The organism is Microbacterium sp. ZW T5_56, assembly GCF_044987425.1.
GTDB lineage: Bacteria > Actinomycetota > Actinomycetes > Actinomycetales > Microbacteriaceae > Microbacterium.
In genome coordinates, this window is sequence record NZ_JBJDRI010000016.1 from 41,138 (window position 1) to 57,509 (window position 16,372).

19 protein-coding genes and 1 pseudogene are annotated in these 16,372 nt (G+C 67.1%); 3 read left to right on the top strand and 17 right to left on the bottom strand.

The features are described 5' to 3' along the window. The first annotated feature begins 16 nt into the window (after positions 1–16). On the top strand, positions 17–1,252 hold the full coding sequence (locus tag ACI3KU_RS09580; RefSeq protein WP_404922086.1) for a beta-ketoacyl-[acyl-carrier-protein] synthase family protein: 1,236 nt from the start codon (positions 17–19) through the stop codon (positions 1,250–1,252). A 192-nt stretch (positions 1,253–1,444) separates the two neighbouring features. Here the strand turns inward: ACI3KU_RS09580 and ACI3KU_RS09585 are convergent, their stop codons facing one another. The 6 genes from ACI3KU_RS09585 to ACI3KU_RS09610 all read right to left on the bottom strand — a co-directional run bounded on the left by ACI3KU_RS09585 (position 1,445) and on the right by ACI3KU_RS09610 (position 7,387). Continuing rightward, entirely contained in the window at positions 1,445–1,948 is a 504-nt protein-coding gene (locus ACI3KU_RS09585) for a DUF3145 domain-containing protein (protein WP_404922087.1), read from the bottom strand. A gap of 124 nt (positions 1,949–2,072) precedes the next feature. Next, complete coding sequence (locus ACI3KU_RS09590; protein WP_404922088.1) at positions 2,073–2,624, bottom strand: ribonuclease H; 552 nt, start codon at positions 2,622–2,624, stop codon at positions 2,073–2,075. A gap of 121 nt (positions 2,625–2,745) precedes the next feature. After that, the gene (locus ACI3KU_RS09595) at positions 2,746–3,927 is read right to left on the bottom strand and encodes a thiolase C-terminal domain-containing protein (protein ID WP_404922089.1); all 1,182 of its coding nucleotides are present in this window, start codon (positions 3,925–3,927) and stop codon (positions 2,746–2,748) included. After that, positions 3,924–5,378, bottom strand: coding sequence for a class I adenylate-forming enzyme family protein (locus ACI3KU_RS09600; RefSeq protein ID WP_404922090.1), 1,455 nt, complete (start codon positions 5,376–5,378; stop codon positions 3,924–3,926). Before ACI3KU_RS09600 ends, ACI3KU_RS09595 begins: the two co-directional genes overlap by 4 nt. Positions 5,379–5,457: 79 nt before the next feature. Beyond that, on the bottom strand, positions 5,458–6,576 hold the full coding sequence (locus tag ACI3KU_RS09605; RefSeq protein ID WP_404922091.1) for a DUF5938 domain-containing protein: 1,119 nt from the start codon (positions 6,574–6,576) through the stop codon (positions 5,458–5,460). A gap of 10 nt (positions 6,577–6,586) precedes the next feature. Continuing rightward, positions 6,587–7,387 (bottom strand): SDR family NAD(P)-dependent oxidoreductase, encoded by an 801-nt coding sequence (locus ACI3KU_RS09610; RefSeq protein ID WP_404922092.1) that lies wholly within the window; start codon positions 7,385–7,387, stop codon positions 6,587–6,589. A 150-nt stretch (positions 7,388–7,537) separates the two neighbouring features. Between ACI3KU_RS09610 and ACI3KU_RS09615 the strand changes: the two genes are divergently transcribed. Next, entirely contained in the window at positions 7,538–8,164 is a 627-nt protein-coding gene (locus ACI3KU_RS09615; protein ID WP_404922093.1) for a TetR/AcrR family transcriptional regulator, read from the top strand. A gap of 22 nt (positions 8,165–8,186) precedes the next feature. Then, positions 8,187–9,062, top strand: a complete 876-nt coding sequence (locus ACI3KU_RS09620) for a hypothetical protein (RefSeq protein WP_404922094.1) — start codon at positions 8,187–8,189, stop codon at positions 9,060–9,062. Positions 9,063–9,084: 22 nt separating this feature from the next. Here ACI3KU_RS09620 and ACI3KU_RS09625 read toward each other — a convergent pair whose 3' ends face one another. From ACI3KU_RS09625 to ACI3KU_RS09675, 11 genes and pseudogenes are all read right to left on the bottom strand, one after another. After that, positions 9,085–9,657 carry a TetR/AcrR family transcriptional regulator gene (locus ACI3KU_RS09625; protein WP_404922095.1) on the bottom strand — a complete coding sequence of 191 codons (573 nt, stop codon included), beginning with the start codon at positions 9,655–9,657 and terminating at the stop codon, positions 9,085–9,087. Between the two features lie 3 nt (positions 9,658–9,660). After that, entirely contained in the window at positions 9,661–10,092 is a 432-nt protein-coding gene (locus tag ACI3KU_RS09630) for a 4-oxalocrotonate tautomerase family protein (protein WP_404922096.1), read from the bottom strand. Positions 10,093–10,216: 124 nt separating this feature from the next. Beyond that, positions 10,217–10,564, bottom strand: coding sequence for a hypothetical protein (locus ACI3KU_RS09635; RefSeq protein WP_404922097.1), 348 nt, complete (start codon positions 10,562–10,564; stop codon positions 10,217–10,219). Between the two features lie 28 nt (positions 10,565–10,592). Then, positions 10,593–12,089, bottom strand: coding sequence for a diacylglycerol kinase family protein (locus tag ACI3KU_RS09640; RefSeq protein ID WP_404922098.1), 1,497 nt, complete (start codon positions 12,087–12,089; stop codon positions 10,593–10,595). A 92-nt stretch (positions 12,090–12,181) separates the two neighbouring features. Continuing rightward, positions 12,182–12,496, bottom strand: a complete 315-nt coding sequence (locus tag ACI3KU_RS09645; protein WP_404922099.1) for a winged helix-turn-helix transcriptional regulator — start codon at positions 12,494–12,496, stop codon at positions 12,182–12,184. After that, a complete protein-coding gene (locus ACI3KU_RS09650) occupies positions 12,493–12,897 on the bottom strand; it encodes a VOC family protein (protein ID WP_404922100.1) in 405 nt (134 codons plus the stop codon). The genes ACI3KU_RS09645 and ACI3KU_RS09650 overlap by 4 nt, the downstream gene beginning before the upstream one ends. A gap of 31 nt (positions 12,898–12,928) precedes the next feature. Then, on the bottom strand, positions 12,929–13,489 hold the full coding sequence (locus ACI3KU_RS09655) for a hypothetical protein (protein ID WP_404922101.1): 561 nt from the start codon (positions 13,487–13,489) through the stop codon (positions 12,929–12,931). 322 nt (positions 13,490–13,811) lie between these two features. After that, positions 13,812–14,195: a ribonuclease HI gene (locus ACI3KU_RS09660; protein ID WP_404922102.1), complete on the bottom strand. Its 384-nt coding sequence runs from the start codon at positions 14,193–14,195 to the stop codon at positions 13,812–13,814. A gap of 250 nt (positions 14,196–14,445) precedes the next feature. Then, positions 14,446–15,120 (bottom strand): annotated as a pseudogene (locus ACI3KU_RS09665) (nucleotidyl transferase AbiEii/AbiGii toxin family protein); the annotation flags it as partial. Continuing rightward, positions 15,065–15,718 (bottom strand): type IV toxin-antitoxin system AbiEi family antitoxin, encoded by a 654-nt coding sequence (locus tag ACI3KU_RS09670; RefSeq protein ID WP_404922103.1) that lies wholly within the window; start codon positions 15,716–15,718, stop codon positions 15,065–15,067. The pseudogene ACI3KU_RS09665 and the gene ACI3KU_RS09670, both read right to left, overlap by 56 nt. 70 nt (positions 15,719–15,788) lie before the next feature. Then, positions 15,789–16,304 carry a DNA methyltransferase gene (locus tag ACI3KU_RS09675; RefSeq protein ID WP_404922104.1) on the bottom strand — a complete coding sequence of 172 codons (516 nt, stop codon included), beginning with the start codon at positions 16,302–16,304 and terminating at the stop codon, positions 15,789–15,791. Between the last annotated feature and the right edge of the window lie 68 nt (positions 16,305–16,372).

A 16,372-nucleotide genomic window follows, 5' to 3' on the forward strand; every position in this document is an offset into this window, starting at 1 on the left:
ACACCCAGGAGAGTGCATGTCCAAGCGCATCGTCGTCACCGGAATCGGTGCCATCTCCGCGCTCGGCGCGACCGCCGAGGAGAACTGGAAGAACCTTCTCGCCGGAGTGTCCGGCGCCCGCACACTCGAGCACGAGTGGGTGGAGAAGTACGAGCTTCCCGTGACTTTCGCGGCAGAGGCCGTCATCCGTCCCGAAGACGTGCTGCCACGTCACGAGGCCAAGCGCTTGGACCCGTCCTCCGCCTACGCCCTCATCGCAGCCCGTGAGGCCTGGGCAGACGCCGGCTCCCCCGAGGTTGCTCCGGAGCGTCTCGGTGTGGACTTCGCCACCGGCATCGGCGGCCTCTGGACGCTGCTGGACGCGTGGGACACGCTGCGCGAGAAGGGACCCCGCCGCGTTCTGCCGCTGACGGTGCCGATGCTCATGCCGAACGCCGCGGCCGGAAACCTGTCGCTGCAGTTCCAGGCTCGCGCCTACGCCCGCACCGTGGTGAGCGCGTGTGCTTCCAGCACCGAGTCGGTCTTCAACGCCTTCGAGCACCTGCAGGAAGGCTTGGCCGACGTGGTCATCGCCGGTGGCGCCGAGTCCGCGATCCACCCGATCACGGTCGCGTCGTTCTCGTCGGCGCAGGCGCTCTCACGCCGCAACGACGATCCCGCGCACGCCTCGCGTCCGGGCGCCATCGACCGTGACGGCTTCGTCATGGGCGAAGGCGCAGCGGTTCTCATCATGGAGACCGAGGAGCACGCGAAGGCTCGCGGCGCGAAGATCTACGGCTACGTCGTCGGCGGCGGAGTCACCGCGGATTCGTACCACATCACCGGCAATGACCCCGAGGGCGCGGGCGCGGCCCGCGCCGTCGAGCAGGCGCTGGCGATGGCCGGTGCCAGCGCCGACGAGGTCACCCACATCAACGCGCACGCCACCTCCACTCCGGTGGGAGATCCGAACGAATACGTCGCCCTGAAGCGCGTCTTCGGCGACCGCATTGACGAGATCCCCGTCTCGGCCACGAAGGCAGCCACCGGACACCTGCTCGGTGGCACGGGTGCCCTGGAAGCGATCTTCACGATCCTCGCGCTGCGCGATCGCGTGGCACCCCCGACCATCAACATGACCGAGCCCGACCCCGCCGTGCCGTTCCGTCTGTCCGGCGAGCCGCAGCCGCTGGGTGATGGTCCGCAGCTGGCGATCAGCAACTCGTTCGGCTTCGGCGGTCACAACGCCGTCGTCGCGTTCCGCAACGTCTGATCGATGTGACGAAGCCCCGCCGGCGAGCCGGCGGGGCTTCTGTCGTACTGGGCGAAGGATTCGTTTTCACAGGCTCCGGGAGCGGATCACCGGTTCCCGTTACTCGCGCCTCCTTCGCACATCCTGTTGGTGTCGGCCGTTCACCGATCGTCTCAGCGAGCGGCCGGCACCGGGTTCTTCTCCGACCCGCGCCTATCCGACCTTGTGCAGCCAGATGACCGGGGACTCATCGCTCGCGGTGCGGAACGGTTCCAGTTCGCCATCCCAGGCACTGCCGAGGGCGACGTCGAGTTCTCGTTGCAGCTCGAAGGCATCACCCGCGGCGATCTCCATCGCGTAGCGAATGCGGTCTTCGCCAAGCACCACGTTGCCCGCGGTGTCGGTCTGTGCGAAGTGGATGCCGAGATCGGGCGTGTGCATCCAACGTCCGCCGTCGCTGCGCGGTGTCGGGTCTTCGGACACCTCGAAGCGGAGATGCTCCCACCCGCGGATCGCGGTGGCGAGAGCGGCACCGCTGCCTGCGGGACCCTCCCAGTAAAACTCGGCACGACGGGCACCGGTCAGCACCGGCTGATCGCTCCAGTCGAAGTTGACGGCGCGCCCAAGGGCACGGCCGACCGCCCACTCCAGGTGTGGGCACAACGCGCGTGGCGCCGAGTGAATGTAGATCACTCCGCGCGCCTGTGGTGTAGCCACGATCTCTCTCCGTTTCGTCAGGTGCGTCTTCCCCTACGACCTGATCCGAGCGATCTGCTACGAGCTGTTCTTTTCCAAAATCATCTCAGTTCGATCACGAAATGACAAGCGTGTGATTTCGTCATCAGCGACGACGCGGCTTGTCTTCGCCGCCGGCAGGTGCATCCCGCGAAACATCGACCAGATCCAGCCCGCGATGGGAGGTCCAGACGAGCTCCTTACCCTCGGCTGCATGGTGCGAGGCGCGCACGGCGCGGTTGTCTGCCCAGCCGTTCAGCCGATGCCCGGCATGACCGCGGACGTGCTGGAACTCCACGTCATCGAGGCCCGCGGCTTTGCGCTCCGCACGCGCCTGCATCAGCGCCTTGAGGATGTCGACGTTCTTGGTCGGCTGCTTGGAGGAGGTCTTCCAGCCGCGCCGCTCGTGTCCGTCCATCCACTTCGTGTAGGTGTCGATGGCGTACATCGAATCAGCCTCGATCACGAGGTGCTGCACGTGCTGGTGATCGCGAATCGCGTAGAGCACGGCGAGCAGTTCACCGATGTTGTTCGTTCCGGAGGGGATCGATCCCGCAGACCAGTGCCCGTCCTCGCCGACCCAGGCCCACCCGGCAGGTCCGGGGTTTCCCTTACAGGCTCCGTCAGTGGCCACGGTGTACCGGTCGATCTTGCTCAACAACGCTCATCCCTCCGGCATGCGAGAACAGCACATGCTTTCCCATCCTCGCACCCTGGGGCCGCAGCTCAGGCCCGATGCGGTTCGGCGCCCTCACCGCCCGCGTGCCCGACGGTCCTCGTCAGCTGCGCGTCAGTCGCTCGTAGAGGGTGACGACACAGGCACTGCCCAGGCCGAGGTTGTGCTGCAGCGCCAGTTTCGCACCGTCGACCTGACGTGCTCCCGCCGTGCCGCGCAACTGCCACACCAGCTCCGCGCACTGCGCGAGACCCGTCGCTCCCAGCGGGTGCCCCTTGGAGAGCAGCCCGCCCGACGGGTTGGTCACGACCCGCCCGCCGTAGGTGTTCTGACCGTCAGACACGAATCGGTCGCTCGTCCCCTCCGCCGTGAGCCGCAGCGCCTCGTAGCTGATGACCTCGTTCGCGGTGAAGCAGTCGTGGAGTTCGACGACGGGGATGTCGAGCGGATCGATTCCGGCGGCGTCGTACACCGCGTCGGCGGCTCGCCGGGCGATGCCGCCGCCGACCAGCTCGATGGCGTCGCCGGAGAACGTGGCCGCCGTGTCGCTCGTCATCGCCTGCGCCCGGATCACGATGGAGTCATCCAGTCCGCGTGAGCGCGCGAACTCCGGCGTACACAAGATCGCCGCCGCCGCACCGCAGGTGGGCGGGCAGCACTGCAGACGTGTCAACGGCCCGTACACGTGAGGGGACGCCAGCACCTCCTCGACGGTGAGCGGGTCGCGGAACACCGCGAAGGGGTTGGCTCCGGCGTGGCGCCGCGCTTTGACAGCCACCTCCGCGAACAGCCGTACGTCCACGTCGTAGCGGTCCAGGTACGCCTGTCCGGCATCGCCGAAGTAGCGCGCTGCGGGTGGCGCGTCCGACAGCGGCCGGTGCGCGTCGCGTGATGCCGCGAACCGCCACAGCGACTCGGGGCGATCCGCATAGACGCTGCCGATCGCGCCCGGCACCATCTGCTCGAAGCCGACCACCAGCACGCACTGCGCGGAGCCGGATTCGATCGCCTGCCGCCCGAGCCAGAGCGCCGTGGACCCGCTGGCGCAGTAGTTGTTGGTGTTGATCACCGGGATACCGGTCGGCGCGACACCGTAGAGGGCCGTCTGCCCGGCCGCCGAGTCCGCATAGACATAGCCCGCGTACGCCTGATCCAGGTCTGTGACGTCGAGCCCGGCATCGCCCAGAGCCGCCCGAATCGCCTGCTCCCCCAGCTTGTCGTACGTCTCGCTCAGCCGCGGGGTGCGAAACGGAACCAGCCCCACTCCGGCGACGACGGTCGTCACGATGCGTCCGCCAGCCGTCGACGCAGCGCCGGCTTGTCGATCTTGCCGACCGGGTTCTTGGGCAGCTCCGGCAGCAGCAGCACGCGCTGCGGGCGTTTGAACGCCGCCAGGGTCTCAGCCATGCGCTCGGCGAGATCTGCCGGCGACACCACGGCGCCGTCGCGAACCGCGACGTACGCCACCGGCACCTCGCCCAGCACGGGGTCGGGAGCACCGATGACGGCGGCCTCGACGACGTCGGGGTGCGCGTAAAGCGCGTTCTCGATCTCCTGGGGATAGATGTTCTCCCCGCCGCGAATGATCATGTCCTTGATGCGGTCGACGATCTGCAGGTAGCCATCGGCGTCAAATCGACCGATGTCGCCGGTGTGCAGCCAGCCATCGACGATCGTCCGCGCGGTCTCCTCCGGCCTGCCGAGGTAGCCGGTCATGACGACCGGCCCGGCGATGACGATCTCGCCGACCCCGCCGGGCGGCAACAGCTCACCCTGCTCATCCATGATCGCAACCCGCTGATCCGGCAGCGGCAGCCCCACCGTGCCGGGCTTACGGACACCTCGCAGCGGGTTGATCGTGGACGCGGTTGTCGTCTCGGACAGGCCGTAGCCCTCGACGATCGTGACGCCGAAACGCTGCTCGAACCTCGTGATCGCCTCGGCAGGCATCGGTGCCGCACCGCAGACCGCGAATCGGAGGGAGGAGGTGTCGGGCTGAACGGAGTCGTCCAGCGAGGACAGCAGCGCGTAGATGGCGGGGACAGCCGAGAAGTAAGTGGGGCGCAGCCGCTCCACGTCCGCGAAGAAGCGATCCCGGGCGAAGCGGCCGGTGATCGAGACCTGGCCTCCGGCGCGCAAGGGTGACAGCGTGCCCAGCACGATGCCGTTGGCGTGAAACAGCGGGAGTACGAGAAGACTGTGGTCATCGGCGCCAAGCTCGAACCAGGAGATGAACGACGATGTCATCGCGTCGAGATTCCGATGCGAGAGCATGACGCCCTTCGGCGTGCCCGTGGTGCCGCTCGTGTAGATGAGGAGCGCGAGCTGCTCGTCGCCGAGGTCGCGCGGATCCGAGGCATCGTCGGCGTCGCCATCAAGGTCATCGAGGCCGATCTGGTCCAGGTCCAGCCCCAGGTCCGTATCGGACACGATGACTCGCGCGCCAGAATCCGCCACCTGGTGACGGACCTCCGTGACGCCCAGCACAGGGTTGATCGGCGTCACCGCGGCGCCGACGCGCCATGCCGCGAAGAGAGCGACGATCAGTTCGACCCGGTTCGGGAGCAGGATGGCGACCACGTCGCCGCGGCTGACGCCGCGTGCCGCGAGAGCCCCTGCGGCGCGACGAACACGGTCCAGGAGGACACGGTTGCTGAGTTCGCTCGCGTCATCACGGATGGCCGGGGCCTCCGGCGCGGTCGCCGCGCGCTCGTCGGGGAGAGTGGAGAGATGCATAGGAACCTTCGCGATGCGGGCGCGCTCGACGCCGAGAGGAGACCGCGGTGCCGCCTCCGATGGGGCGGCACCGCGGAGATCAGGAACGGGTGATGACGGGAGCGGCCACGAGCCCGAACGCGCGCAGCTGTCCGAGGAGTTCCTCGTGACCGAAGGCCTGGCACGCGGACGCGAAGCCCACGCGACGCGGTGTCTCCTGGATCAGCGAGAACGCCGCGAAGGCCTGCAGCAGTCCGGTCTGCTTGTAGTTGCTGTTTCCATGGATCACCACGTGCGAGCGACGGAGCGGACCCGACGCGTGAACGGAGTCCACTGACCGGTTGAGGCGCGGGTTCTCGCGCGGCGGCATATCGGCCTGCAGCGATGCGGCGATGTCGCCGAGCGCCTTCTCCTGGGCCGCCGGTTCAAGGGGACGAATCTGATCCTCGAACATCTGGACCGTCTGACCGACGCCTTCCATCACGGCCCGATTCAGCACGCCACCGATCGCGCGGACGTTGCCGACCCGTGGGTCGTTCTCGAACCAGATCGGGTGGGACATGCCGCCCCACGGCACCGCGATGGCCATCTCGTGGTAGCCGGGGACGGTCACGTCATAGCGCGAGGTGTGATCCCATTCGACGAGCTCGTTCTGCTCCAGGTAGTACCAGTTGGCCTTCAGGATCGTGAAGATCGTCTGCGTCGACGCGAACGTCGGCAGGCCCTTCCAGAGGACGAGGATGTCCAGCGTGTCGTAGCCGCCGCCCTCGAGGGCGATGTTCGCGGCGATCTCGCTCACCGTGTACATGTGCGCAATGCCGGGCGAAAGGAGAAGCCCGGCTTCGGCGAAAGCGGAGCCCCAGGTCTCGCGGGCGTGGAGCACCCAGTCCTGCTCCCCCGTCGTATCCGTGTAATGGGCACCGATCTTCAGCGCCGCTTCCACGACCTCGGGACCGAACTTGATGAACGGCCCTGCGGTGTTGCAGATGACTTTCGCGCCATCGAAGGCCGCCGCGAGCGCCTCGGCATCGTTCTCTACGCCGATCACCTCGTAGTCGGCGGTTTCGATCCCGGGAATCTTGTCGACCACGGCCTGGACGCGCTCCGCGTCCCGTCCTGCTGCGACGAACGGAACGCCGAGCTCTCGCAGGTACTCGCAGATCAGGCGGCCGGTGTATCCACTGACGCCGTAGACGACGACGGGCTTGGTTGTGCTCATCGCTGGTCCCTCACATTCCCATAGCGCCGTCGACGGACAGCGTGACGCCGTTGACGAAGGCCGATTCTTCAGACAGGAGGAAGACGACACCACGAGCGATGTCGTCCTCCGTCGCCAGCCGACCCGACGGCGTCAGCGCCACCACGGCGCCGACAGCAGCATCGACGGAGGGGAACAGACCGAGCCTCTCCATGTCCACGGCCAGCTGGCCGCCCATGGCGTTGGGCACGAGACCCGGGCACACGGTGTTCACGCGCACCCCGTAGCCCAGACGCCCCGATTCGGCGGCGGCGACCTTGGTCAGCCGCTCCACCGCCGACTTGGACGCGGAGTATGCCGCGATTCCGGGGAAGGCGATCGTCGCCGCGACCGAGGCGATGTTGACCACCGCTCCACCGCCACCCGCCTCACCCTCGGGTCGCATCGCACGGAAGGCGTGCTTGATGCCCAGCGCGGTGCCGAGCACGTTCACGTCGAGGATCCGCCGCATCGACGCCGGGTCCAGGTCGACGAACAGGTCGGAGATCTCGATGCCGGCATTGTTGACCAGCCCGGTGAGACCACCGAGCCCCTCCAGCGCGGCGGGCAGCGCACGGGCCCAGGATTCGTCATCCGTGACGTCCAGGGGCACGAAGACCGCGGTGCCACCGCCTTCCGACAGCTCGGCGGCTGCCGCCACTCCTGCCGACTCATCGATGTCCGCGATGGCGACCGCTCCTCCGCGGGCGACGATCTCGCGGGCCGTTCTCAGTCCGATGCCGTTCGCTGCGCCCGTGATGAGCGTTCGAGTGCCGGCCATATCAGAGGTCATGGATGCTCCAGTTCTTTCGACGGTGAAAGTGGTCCGATCAGTACACCGCACAATTGGACAGGTGACAAGGAAAACTTGGACACTCGTTCAAATCGATCGATCTCACCCGCAGAATGCGCGTATCATCGAGGAATTCGGGAGGGGCGAGTTATGAGCACCGCGGTACAGCGCGCCGAACAGGCGGGCACGAACAAGTTCGAGCAGCGCCGTCAGCAGCTGGCGGCAGCAGCCCTCGACGCCATCGCCGAGCGGGGATTCGCGCGCACCGGCCTTCGGGACATCTCGGCACGCACGAACCTCTCCACCGGCATCCTGCATTACTACTTCACCGACAAAGACGACCTCATCGCGCAGGCCATCTGGCAGTACAAGTCGGAGTGCGCCCGTCGGTACGACTCCATCGTCGCCACCGCCGCCACGGCGCAGGAGCTTTCCGAACGGTTCGGCGAGGAGATGTCACACACGCTGCAAGATGAGGCGGACATGCACCGGCTCTGGTACGACCTGCGAAACCAGGCGCTCTTCGACGACGGATTCCGAGACACCATCGTGGCGATCGATGACCTGCTCGCAGACATGGTCTGGGCGGTCGTGCTTCGCCACGCCGAGCTGCGCAGCGTAGCCCCGGCTGTGGATCGTGGAACAGCGTACGCACTGTTCGACGGCGTCTTCCTCAACGCGCTCATCGCGTTCATGCGCGGCGATATGCAGGTGCTGAATGACCTGCGGATCCGGGTCGCGGCACTCCTCTCCACGAGCGCTCCTCTGTCCCAGTGATTCGAGGCGATATCGTCGATCCATGAGCCTCGCAGAGCACGCCGACTTCGACAGCTGGCGGGAACAACTCATCCGACTGGGCGGGAGCATCCACCAGGACGAGGCTCCGCCGCTGGACGATGAGGCCGATGAGGATCAGCAGGCGGGCATCCAGCGCTACCTCGAGATGCTCGATGAGCTGGAGGAGAATGCGGGCGACCTCACGGGTCCGCAGGTCGAGGCCGTGCTGTTGTCGCTCCACGCGCTCGATGACTACGGCATCTACGAGACGGCCTACGGCGTCCTGTCGCAAGTGGATCCGGAGGTGCTCGGGAAGGCGACGGCTCACGTGCTGCCCGGATGGATCGCGGAGCGCGGCGATCACGACGCCATCGCCTCCGCGGCCTCGCGTGTGGCGTACTCGGAGGACGCGACACGCCATTTCCTCGGGACCGCGCAGTCGTGGAGCGACCCGCAGCGCAGCACGGTTCTGCCCGCGCTCTCCCGCTGGTTCCGCGAGGACGCCGCGTGGGAGCGCATCCACAGCGCGCTTGGCGGTACGGCGCAACCCGCTGCGGTAGACCCCATTCCCGCCGACTGGCCCGCGGACTGGATCACGGCCGCGGAGGCATTCCGCTCATCAGGAAGCGTCACAGGTGCCTGGCTGGACGAAGGCGACTTCGAGAGCAACTTCCCCCGCGTGCTCGCGCTGCTCGAACTCGAGCACGGCCAGCGCTGGCGGGAAGTCCCGGACCTCCTCAATCCCCTGTTCGTGCGTCGCAGGAACATGCTTCCTGCCTTTGGGGCCGCGTTGGCGGCACTGCCCGCGCCACGGCGCGAGCGCATTCTCGCCGCGATCGAGCGCGCGCGAGCGGATACGGCGAACGCGCTGCGGGAACTCATCACGCAGAGTGAGTGATCCGGACCGCGCGGCACACCGATCAGGATGGAGCGCGACGAGGCAGGCCCGTTGCACCTCTCACGAGCTGGGCGGTCACCACGTCGAACACCTCGATCGAATGCTCGGCCCGAGAAATCGCTACCGCCCCCTCGACGGCCGCGAGAAGCTGGGCTGCGAACGCCGTCGCCTCGGACTGATCCACACCGCCCGCCACCAGCAGGTCCGCCAGCAGCGTGCGCCAATCGCGAAACAGTTGCCCCGCTCGGTCGCGGAGCCGCCCCGGCCCCGCAGAAGCTGTGACAGCCAAGATCGAACATCCCACCGCGAAGTCGGTGTACACCAGGCCCTGCCGCCACGCGGCGGTGAACGCGCGGACGATCTCCTCGGCATCACTCCCCCGAAGCTCGGCGAGGTGTGCAAAGGTGCGTTCGGCGTGAACATTGAGGGCGAGCTCGATCAGTTCGTCCTTACCCCCCGGGAAGTGGTGATAGATCGAGCCCCGAGGTGCTCCAGAACGCGCAAGCACCGCACTGAATGATGTCGCCTGATACCCCTCCTCGGCGAGAAGCCGCACAGCCATGTCGACCATCGAAGCCTTGGCGGTTGCAGTCATCGGCTACGCGCCCTGGATGGCGGCGATCTGCGCACGCGCGGCCTGAACGAGCTCCTCGTTCGTGTGCGCATGTCCCCACAGCCCCCAACCGCCCTCGGCGGCCTCGGTCAGCATCACCCACGTGCGCTCGGCAAGTGTCGGATCCCCCGCAGCGTCGGCGACAGCCGCGGTGAGCTGCGCCGCGACAGCCAGCTGCTTCTCGCGGCTCAGCGCACCCGCGTTGGTCAGCACCTGGACTCGGACGTAGTCACTGGCACCGTCGACGTTCTGGATCCGTCCCGCGGGCAGCTCGTGGACGAATGCCGCGGTGTTGTTGCGGAACATCGGGATGTTCGGCACCTCCTCGACCGTCATCACGATCTCCGCGAGCCGCTGGGCGATCGCCCGCGGATCTGCAAACGTTCCCTCGGTCGCATACAGGTCAATCATCGGCATGAGCGTCTCCTTCATGAACTATGACGGTCATCATAGTTCGCAATATGACGGTCATCATATCCTTCGACGGTGGTGAGTCAACCCCCGAGCGCGACGCGACCCCGGGACCACACGGCGACGCTGATCACGGCGCTTCTCTCCTCGCGAGGATCTCCGCCATGAGAGAAGGCTCGCCAGTGAGGTACTCGATGCTCAGAAGCTGGAGCTTGTCGCGCAGAGCAAGACCATCGGCGCCATGCCAATCCGCAAGAAACGCCTGATATCCGCTCTTGTCGTCCAGTGCGAGTCGTATCGCCCGAACGTAGTAGTCCTGGGCGCGACGGGCGCGAACGGCGATCAGCATGTCCTCGATGTCGGCAAGACCCACACCCCGAGCGTTGAACAGCACCTGAGCGAAACCGCCCTGGCGCAGGTCTCGCTCCAACGCGGTGAGCCGGCTCTCCAGCTCCCCACCGGGTTCAGGATTCTCCATGGTCGTTTCTCCGTCAATCAGCTGAGGGTCAGCGGCCGTGGCGGGCGCGATAGACGGTCAGGGCCCGGCGAGCCGATCGCACGTGCAGCACGTCGGCGAGCTCCCCGACTTCGCCGTCACGCGCGACGCGAGTCGGTCCGTTCGGGAGCGCGATCTCCAGCTCCGGCGCGGACACCTCGTGATATTGCTTCACCCGGCCGAGCTGTCCGGTGAGGGTGGCGAGCAGCACGACGATCCGCGATCCACGCGTCGACACATCGAGGATCCGGAGGTCCAGCAGCCCATCCTGCAGATCGTCTCGTGTGCTCGGCGCGAAGCCCTGCGGCTGGTACTGGCCGTTGCCGAGGAACAGCAGGCTCGACTCCCGCGTCCGACCATCGACGGTGACGGCCACCGAACGGTTCTTCGCCATGACGCGCCATCCGGCCACCAACGCAGCCAGCGGCTTGCCGATTCGTTTCTCCAGCCGCTCGCGGATCCGTACGAAGTCGGTGTACCCGCCGACACTGGCGGTGTTGAGGAAGATCTCGTCGTTCACATACGCCACGTCGACCTTACCGACCGTGCCGCGCTGGATCGCCTGCACCGTGCGAACGGCGGAATGGGTTCCCACAGCCCGGGCGAAGTGGTTGAAGGTGCCGGCCGGGAACACCGCGAGCGGGACGTCATGATCGATCGCCGTCTGGGCTGCGGCGCGAACGGTTCCGTCACCACCGGCAACCGCGAGCACCTCCGCGTGCGAGGCCGCGGCATCCATCACGGCGGATACGTCGTCGTCCGGTCCGATCTCCACGATGCGCATGTCCGGTAACCGCTGCCGCAGGCTCTGGGTCAGCGCGGCGCCGCGCCCGCTGTGCGAGGCGGGGTTGACCACAAGGGTCACGCCGGCGCCGGAGGGGCGGGGCTCGACCTGGTCCAACTCCTGCGGCTGAGAGCGCGTGGGCGACGGCACCGGCGGCACCAGTCGACGTCCGATCGCGGCGACCGTGCCGCCGAGGAGGAACCCCGCAGCCACATCCGACGGATAGTGCGCTCCGGTCGCGGTACGAGAGAAGCCGACCAGACCCGCGAGCACCTGCAGCGGGAGGCCCAGGGCGGGGAGCTCGGTCGACACTCCCGCGGCGAACGCCGCCGCACTCGCGGAATGTCCGCTCGGGAACGACGACGACGTCGGCACCCGTCGGGAGAGCCGACCGAGGGGAATCAGCGAGCGCAATGGCCGTTCCCGATGATGCAGGCGCTTGGCGAGCTGGTTCGCAATCAGGCTCGTCGCGCCGAGAGTCACGACACCACGGAGGGCGGCACGACGGGTACGGCCGCGATTGACGACGTAGAGCCCACCGGCGATCGCGAACCAGAGGACGGAGTGATCGGCGGCGTTGGTGAGCTTGGGCATCCAGCGATCCAGCACCGGACTCGGAGTCGTCGCGACGGCGGAATACACCGCACGATCGAGCGCGCGAACCTGCGCTCGCGTCTCCCCTGCCGCTCGCCGGATCCTGCCGCCGGACTTCTTGCGCAGCATCAGCCACCTCCCCCATTCACGTTAGCGAACACCCACGGAACACTCTGCGAAATGCCAAGGCGGGGTGGCGTGGTCAGCCGTGACGCTATCCATCAGATCGTGCGCTTGGCGTGGACCCAGGGCTCTGCCTCGCGTTTCGCTCCCCAGCGGCCGAGCGCCGCGATGGCGTCGCTCAGCTCGCGGCCACGATCGGTCAACGCATACGCGCGCGTGTTGTGGCGAAGCGGGAGTCGCGAGAGGACGCCGGTCGCCTCGAGTTCCCGCAAGCGCGTGGCGAGCATGTTCGTCGGAACGCCCAGCTCACGCTGCAAGTCACCGTACCGCTGCGGCCCGTCCAGGAGTTGTTCGACAATGAGGAGCGCCCACCGTGCGCCGACGACCTCGAGCGCTGCGGCGAGGTCGCTCACGCGCTCGCGTCGGTGTCCGGCTTCATCCAGAACGGCGAATAGTGGTAGCCGTCCGGGTCGTCGAACTGGCGCTGGTACATGAACGGATAGTCGTCGATGTCGCCGACACAACCACCAGCGGCGGCCGCACGCTCGACGAGTTCATCGACAGCCTCGCGACTGTCGAGATCGAACGAGACGGTCACCTTCGAGGGCGTATCCGCGGTGCCGACAAGCTCCTCCACGCCGCCGACACTGGCGTACATCTCTCGACTGCCGAGCATGACGTACTGCTCCGGTGCGATCGCGAAGCAGGACACATTGTGGTCGGACATCTCCGTATTGAGAGTCCAGCCGAGGGCGGTGTAGAAGGCCGTCGCGCGCTCAACGCTCTCGACCGGGCAGGTGATAAAAAGGCTCATGGGAGAACACTTGCAAAATGCAAGCGGCTCGTCAATACCCCTCCATCACGATGCCTGCTTCGCGCGCGCGTGGTCCGCCAAACACCTCACCTGCGAGGCCGCTGAGCGTATGCGGCGGCGATACGGCGGCGATGCGGCGACCGATCTCCGCGGACAGAATCACGCCGGGGTGCGCGACCGCCGGATAGAGATCTCCCACACCGGGGAAGCCACCAACCAAGACCTTGTTCCGCGCCGGAATGGGCCAATCGGCGATCACGGCGCTCTCCAGGGCGCTCTGCTCGAAACCTGCCTCACCGAGCAGCCGGATCATCCCTGGCAGATGGGCGGCGCCCCAGAGTAGGGCAACGTCACCGTCCTCCTGCAGCGCAGCCTGAATCGCGTAGACGTTACGTGCGTCAAGCACGACGGCGTCGTTGAGGAGCCGAAACTTCAGAAGTTGAAGATATCGGAACGAAGCAAACACCGTCGCGCTTCCCAGGTCATGGTGCTTCCATCGGGGCGGGTAGCTGAGTGCATCTCGCTGATTCACGAACCCAATCGCATCGCACGTCAGACTCATCCCGCGTGACATCGCGGCGAAGAGCCGCATCTTTCGACGGGTGCGCCATGGCGCTGAAGCGGCGGAACTCACTCCCTCGAAGTGCACGACTGCCCCACCGGCCTCCAGGCGGTCCAGCAGCTGCTGGACATCGGGTGAGTCCATGCCTGCTGCGGGCCGGCGTGCATCACTCCGATCAAGGTGATCGTTCGTCCTGCACGACGCATGGTGACGGTGGGAGGTGCAGGCCATGTTCGGTGATTCTCTTGTGCCCGTTGTCGAGCGACGCACTGCCAGGGGCGCCGGTCTGCTTGAGAGATGGCGATGAAGGCGCGGCGGGGTTGGTCATGCGGCCCACATGCGCGGCGGCCGGCTACCGTGGCCGCAATGCTCGAGCTTTCTCCTTCGCCATTCGCGGGCCGTCCTCACTCACGTCCAGGATTGGGCGCCCTTGACGGGATGACCAGATCAGCTTCCGATCGTCGGCAGCATGGTGCAATGCTCGGACAGCGCACTCATCGGCCCAGCCGTTGAGCCGGTGTCCCCTGTGCCCGCGCACGTGGACGAAGGTGACGTCTTCGAGATCGGCTGCGCGGCGCGCCTGCCTGACGAGGAGTTCGCCGACGTTGTTCGTTCCTTCGAGCACGGACCCTGCGGCCCATTGGCCGTCTTCGCCCACCCATGCCCAGCCGGTCGGTCCGGGGTTCCTGCGGCATGCGCCGTCTGTGGCGACGGTGTATGTGTCGAGCTGGCTCATGCATGGCACATGCGCGGCCCGTCACCGAGGAGGTCAGAGGTTCTTGATGGCGTCCTGGATGACGCGTGCCGCATCGGCCGGCGCCACCTCGATGATGCACTGATGCCCAGCGCAGCCTCCCACTCTGCGTCCCCGTGGGGATTCGGGTCAACTGGATGCTGCTCACGTGCGTGAGGGGCCCGTGCTGCCCGAACACGCGCGCCGCTTCGCCGTTGAGCGCGCCAAATGATGCGAGTGCCCAGAGGTCGTAGATGTCGCGCGGCGCTGCCCGGTCGTGCCAGGCGGCGAGCTTCGCCGCGACCTGCGCTGCGGGTGTGAGCACGCGGAGCCGCGCCGGTGGGGCGTCACTGTAGCGCTGCTCGATGTCGATCACCTCGGACGGCCACGCCGGCTGCTCAACGCCACGCAGGAGCTGAATCTGCAGTCGGGAGCCGCCGACGGTGAGCACTGACGGCTCTGACCCCTTGGTCTCGCTGAGGGGCGGCTCGAACGTGGCGGTGCCGAGCGACCGGCCAAGTTCGCTTTCGATCGCGGACTCGATGTGCTCGGCCACAGAGCGCCGGTTGCCGAGGGCGATCAGGTCGATGTCGTCGGACAGCCTCAGATCGGGGAGTTGAGTGCGCGATAGCGCGGTGCCGCGGAAGAACACAACATCTTCAATGGCGATCGTAGAGATCGCCGCGAGTGTGTGGGAGATGGCGTGGTCTCGGAGGACCTGCTCGGGGCCGACGCCGAAGGCATCCTGGACGGCAACTTGCTCCGTCGCGTCGAGTACGCCACGCACCGGCCGGCGGAGCACACCTTCTGGCGGGCTGTTGGAGGTGCGGGCGAACTGCCCGGCGCGATCGCGGCGGTACTGTCGGGCTCGCTCAGCCATGCCGGCCCTCACGTTCCAAGGTGTCCAAGGCTGCGCGGAGCGTGGCATTGGCTCGAGTGTGCCTGCTCATGATCTTCCTCAGGTCCTTGGCCGTGACCACCGCGAGCAGATTCTTGATCGCGGCTGCAGCTTCGTCGGGCATGCCGCCCTGCATTGGCTTCATGGCCAGGTCAAACAGCGTCTGCGCCGGCGTGGCCACGAGCGCTGGACCAAGCTCGGTTCGCTCGAGCACCGCATCGATCCTGTCGAGGTTTCGCGGGATGAAGTGAACGGTCCCACCATGGTCGAGGTCCACGGGTCCTCGGCCTGCCTCGGGAACGGCGATAGTGGTGACGCCGATCGCGCGCGGAATCGCGGCCCAGTGGCGCGCGGCACCGATGCCCATCAGGATCGCATTGCGGTTGCCGAATCGCGCGGTGCCGGCGGCGAGGCCTGCGGCTTCTAGCGTGGGTTTCCACGTTCGTCCGTCGTGCCCATTGGGCGGCGCAGTGTAGATCCCCTTCGCGATGCGCGTGAGCGCGCCGTTGTCAGTCAAGCGGACGAGTGTCCGCCGCGGGTGCGTGAGAATGTGGTCGAGGTCCTGCGGGCGCAGCGTTCTCAGCGGGGCGCGCGCGACCGTCTGCAGAGCTTCGATGTCGTTGCCCATGCCACCACCTCCATCACTGAGCCTAGCGTGACACCCGCTGTCACGCCAGGCTCAGTGAACACATGCGCGGCTATCGCGCTGTCAGCAGCTCCACGCTCAGCGCGTGCTCCGCGGCGACCGCGCGCACCCGAGGCAGCGTCACGAGCTCATGCACGCCACCCTCATCGCTGGTGATGAGGACCGCACGGCGTTCGCCGCCGTCGGCGGCGTTCAGCTCGGCTACGGCCTCCAGCGTCGTGCCGGAGCCTGCGAATGGGTCGAGGATCACGGCATCAGGCCGACCGCCGGCAAGCGCGGTGAGGATGTCGAGGATGAGCGGGACAGGTTTCGGATACGGGAACTGGTGTCGGCCGATGAGCGCGGTGAGCCGAGCAGTCCCCTTCGCGGTGTGATGCTCCTTCCGGCTCCAGATCGTCGGGATCTCCGCCGAAACCGGTACAGCCGAACGCAGGACGAGGGCACCATTCGCGTCGGCGCCGAGCACCTCGATTTCTCCGGAGTCGATCCGCTTCGCAGCGCCGGCAGGGAGATACTTCACGCTGAACGGATTCGGGTTGCCGGGCATGTGCGTCGGGTCCACTTTCACGTGCCCTCGTCCGAGCGCGGCAACGAATGCCGCCCGCGAAAGACGCCAGGAGCACTCCTTGCCGTGAC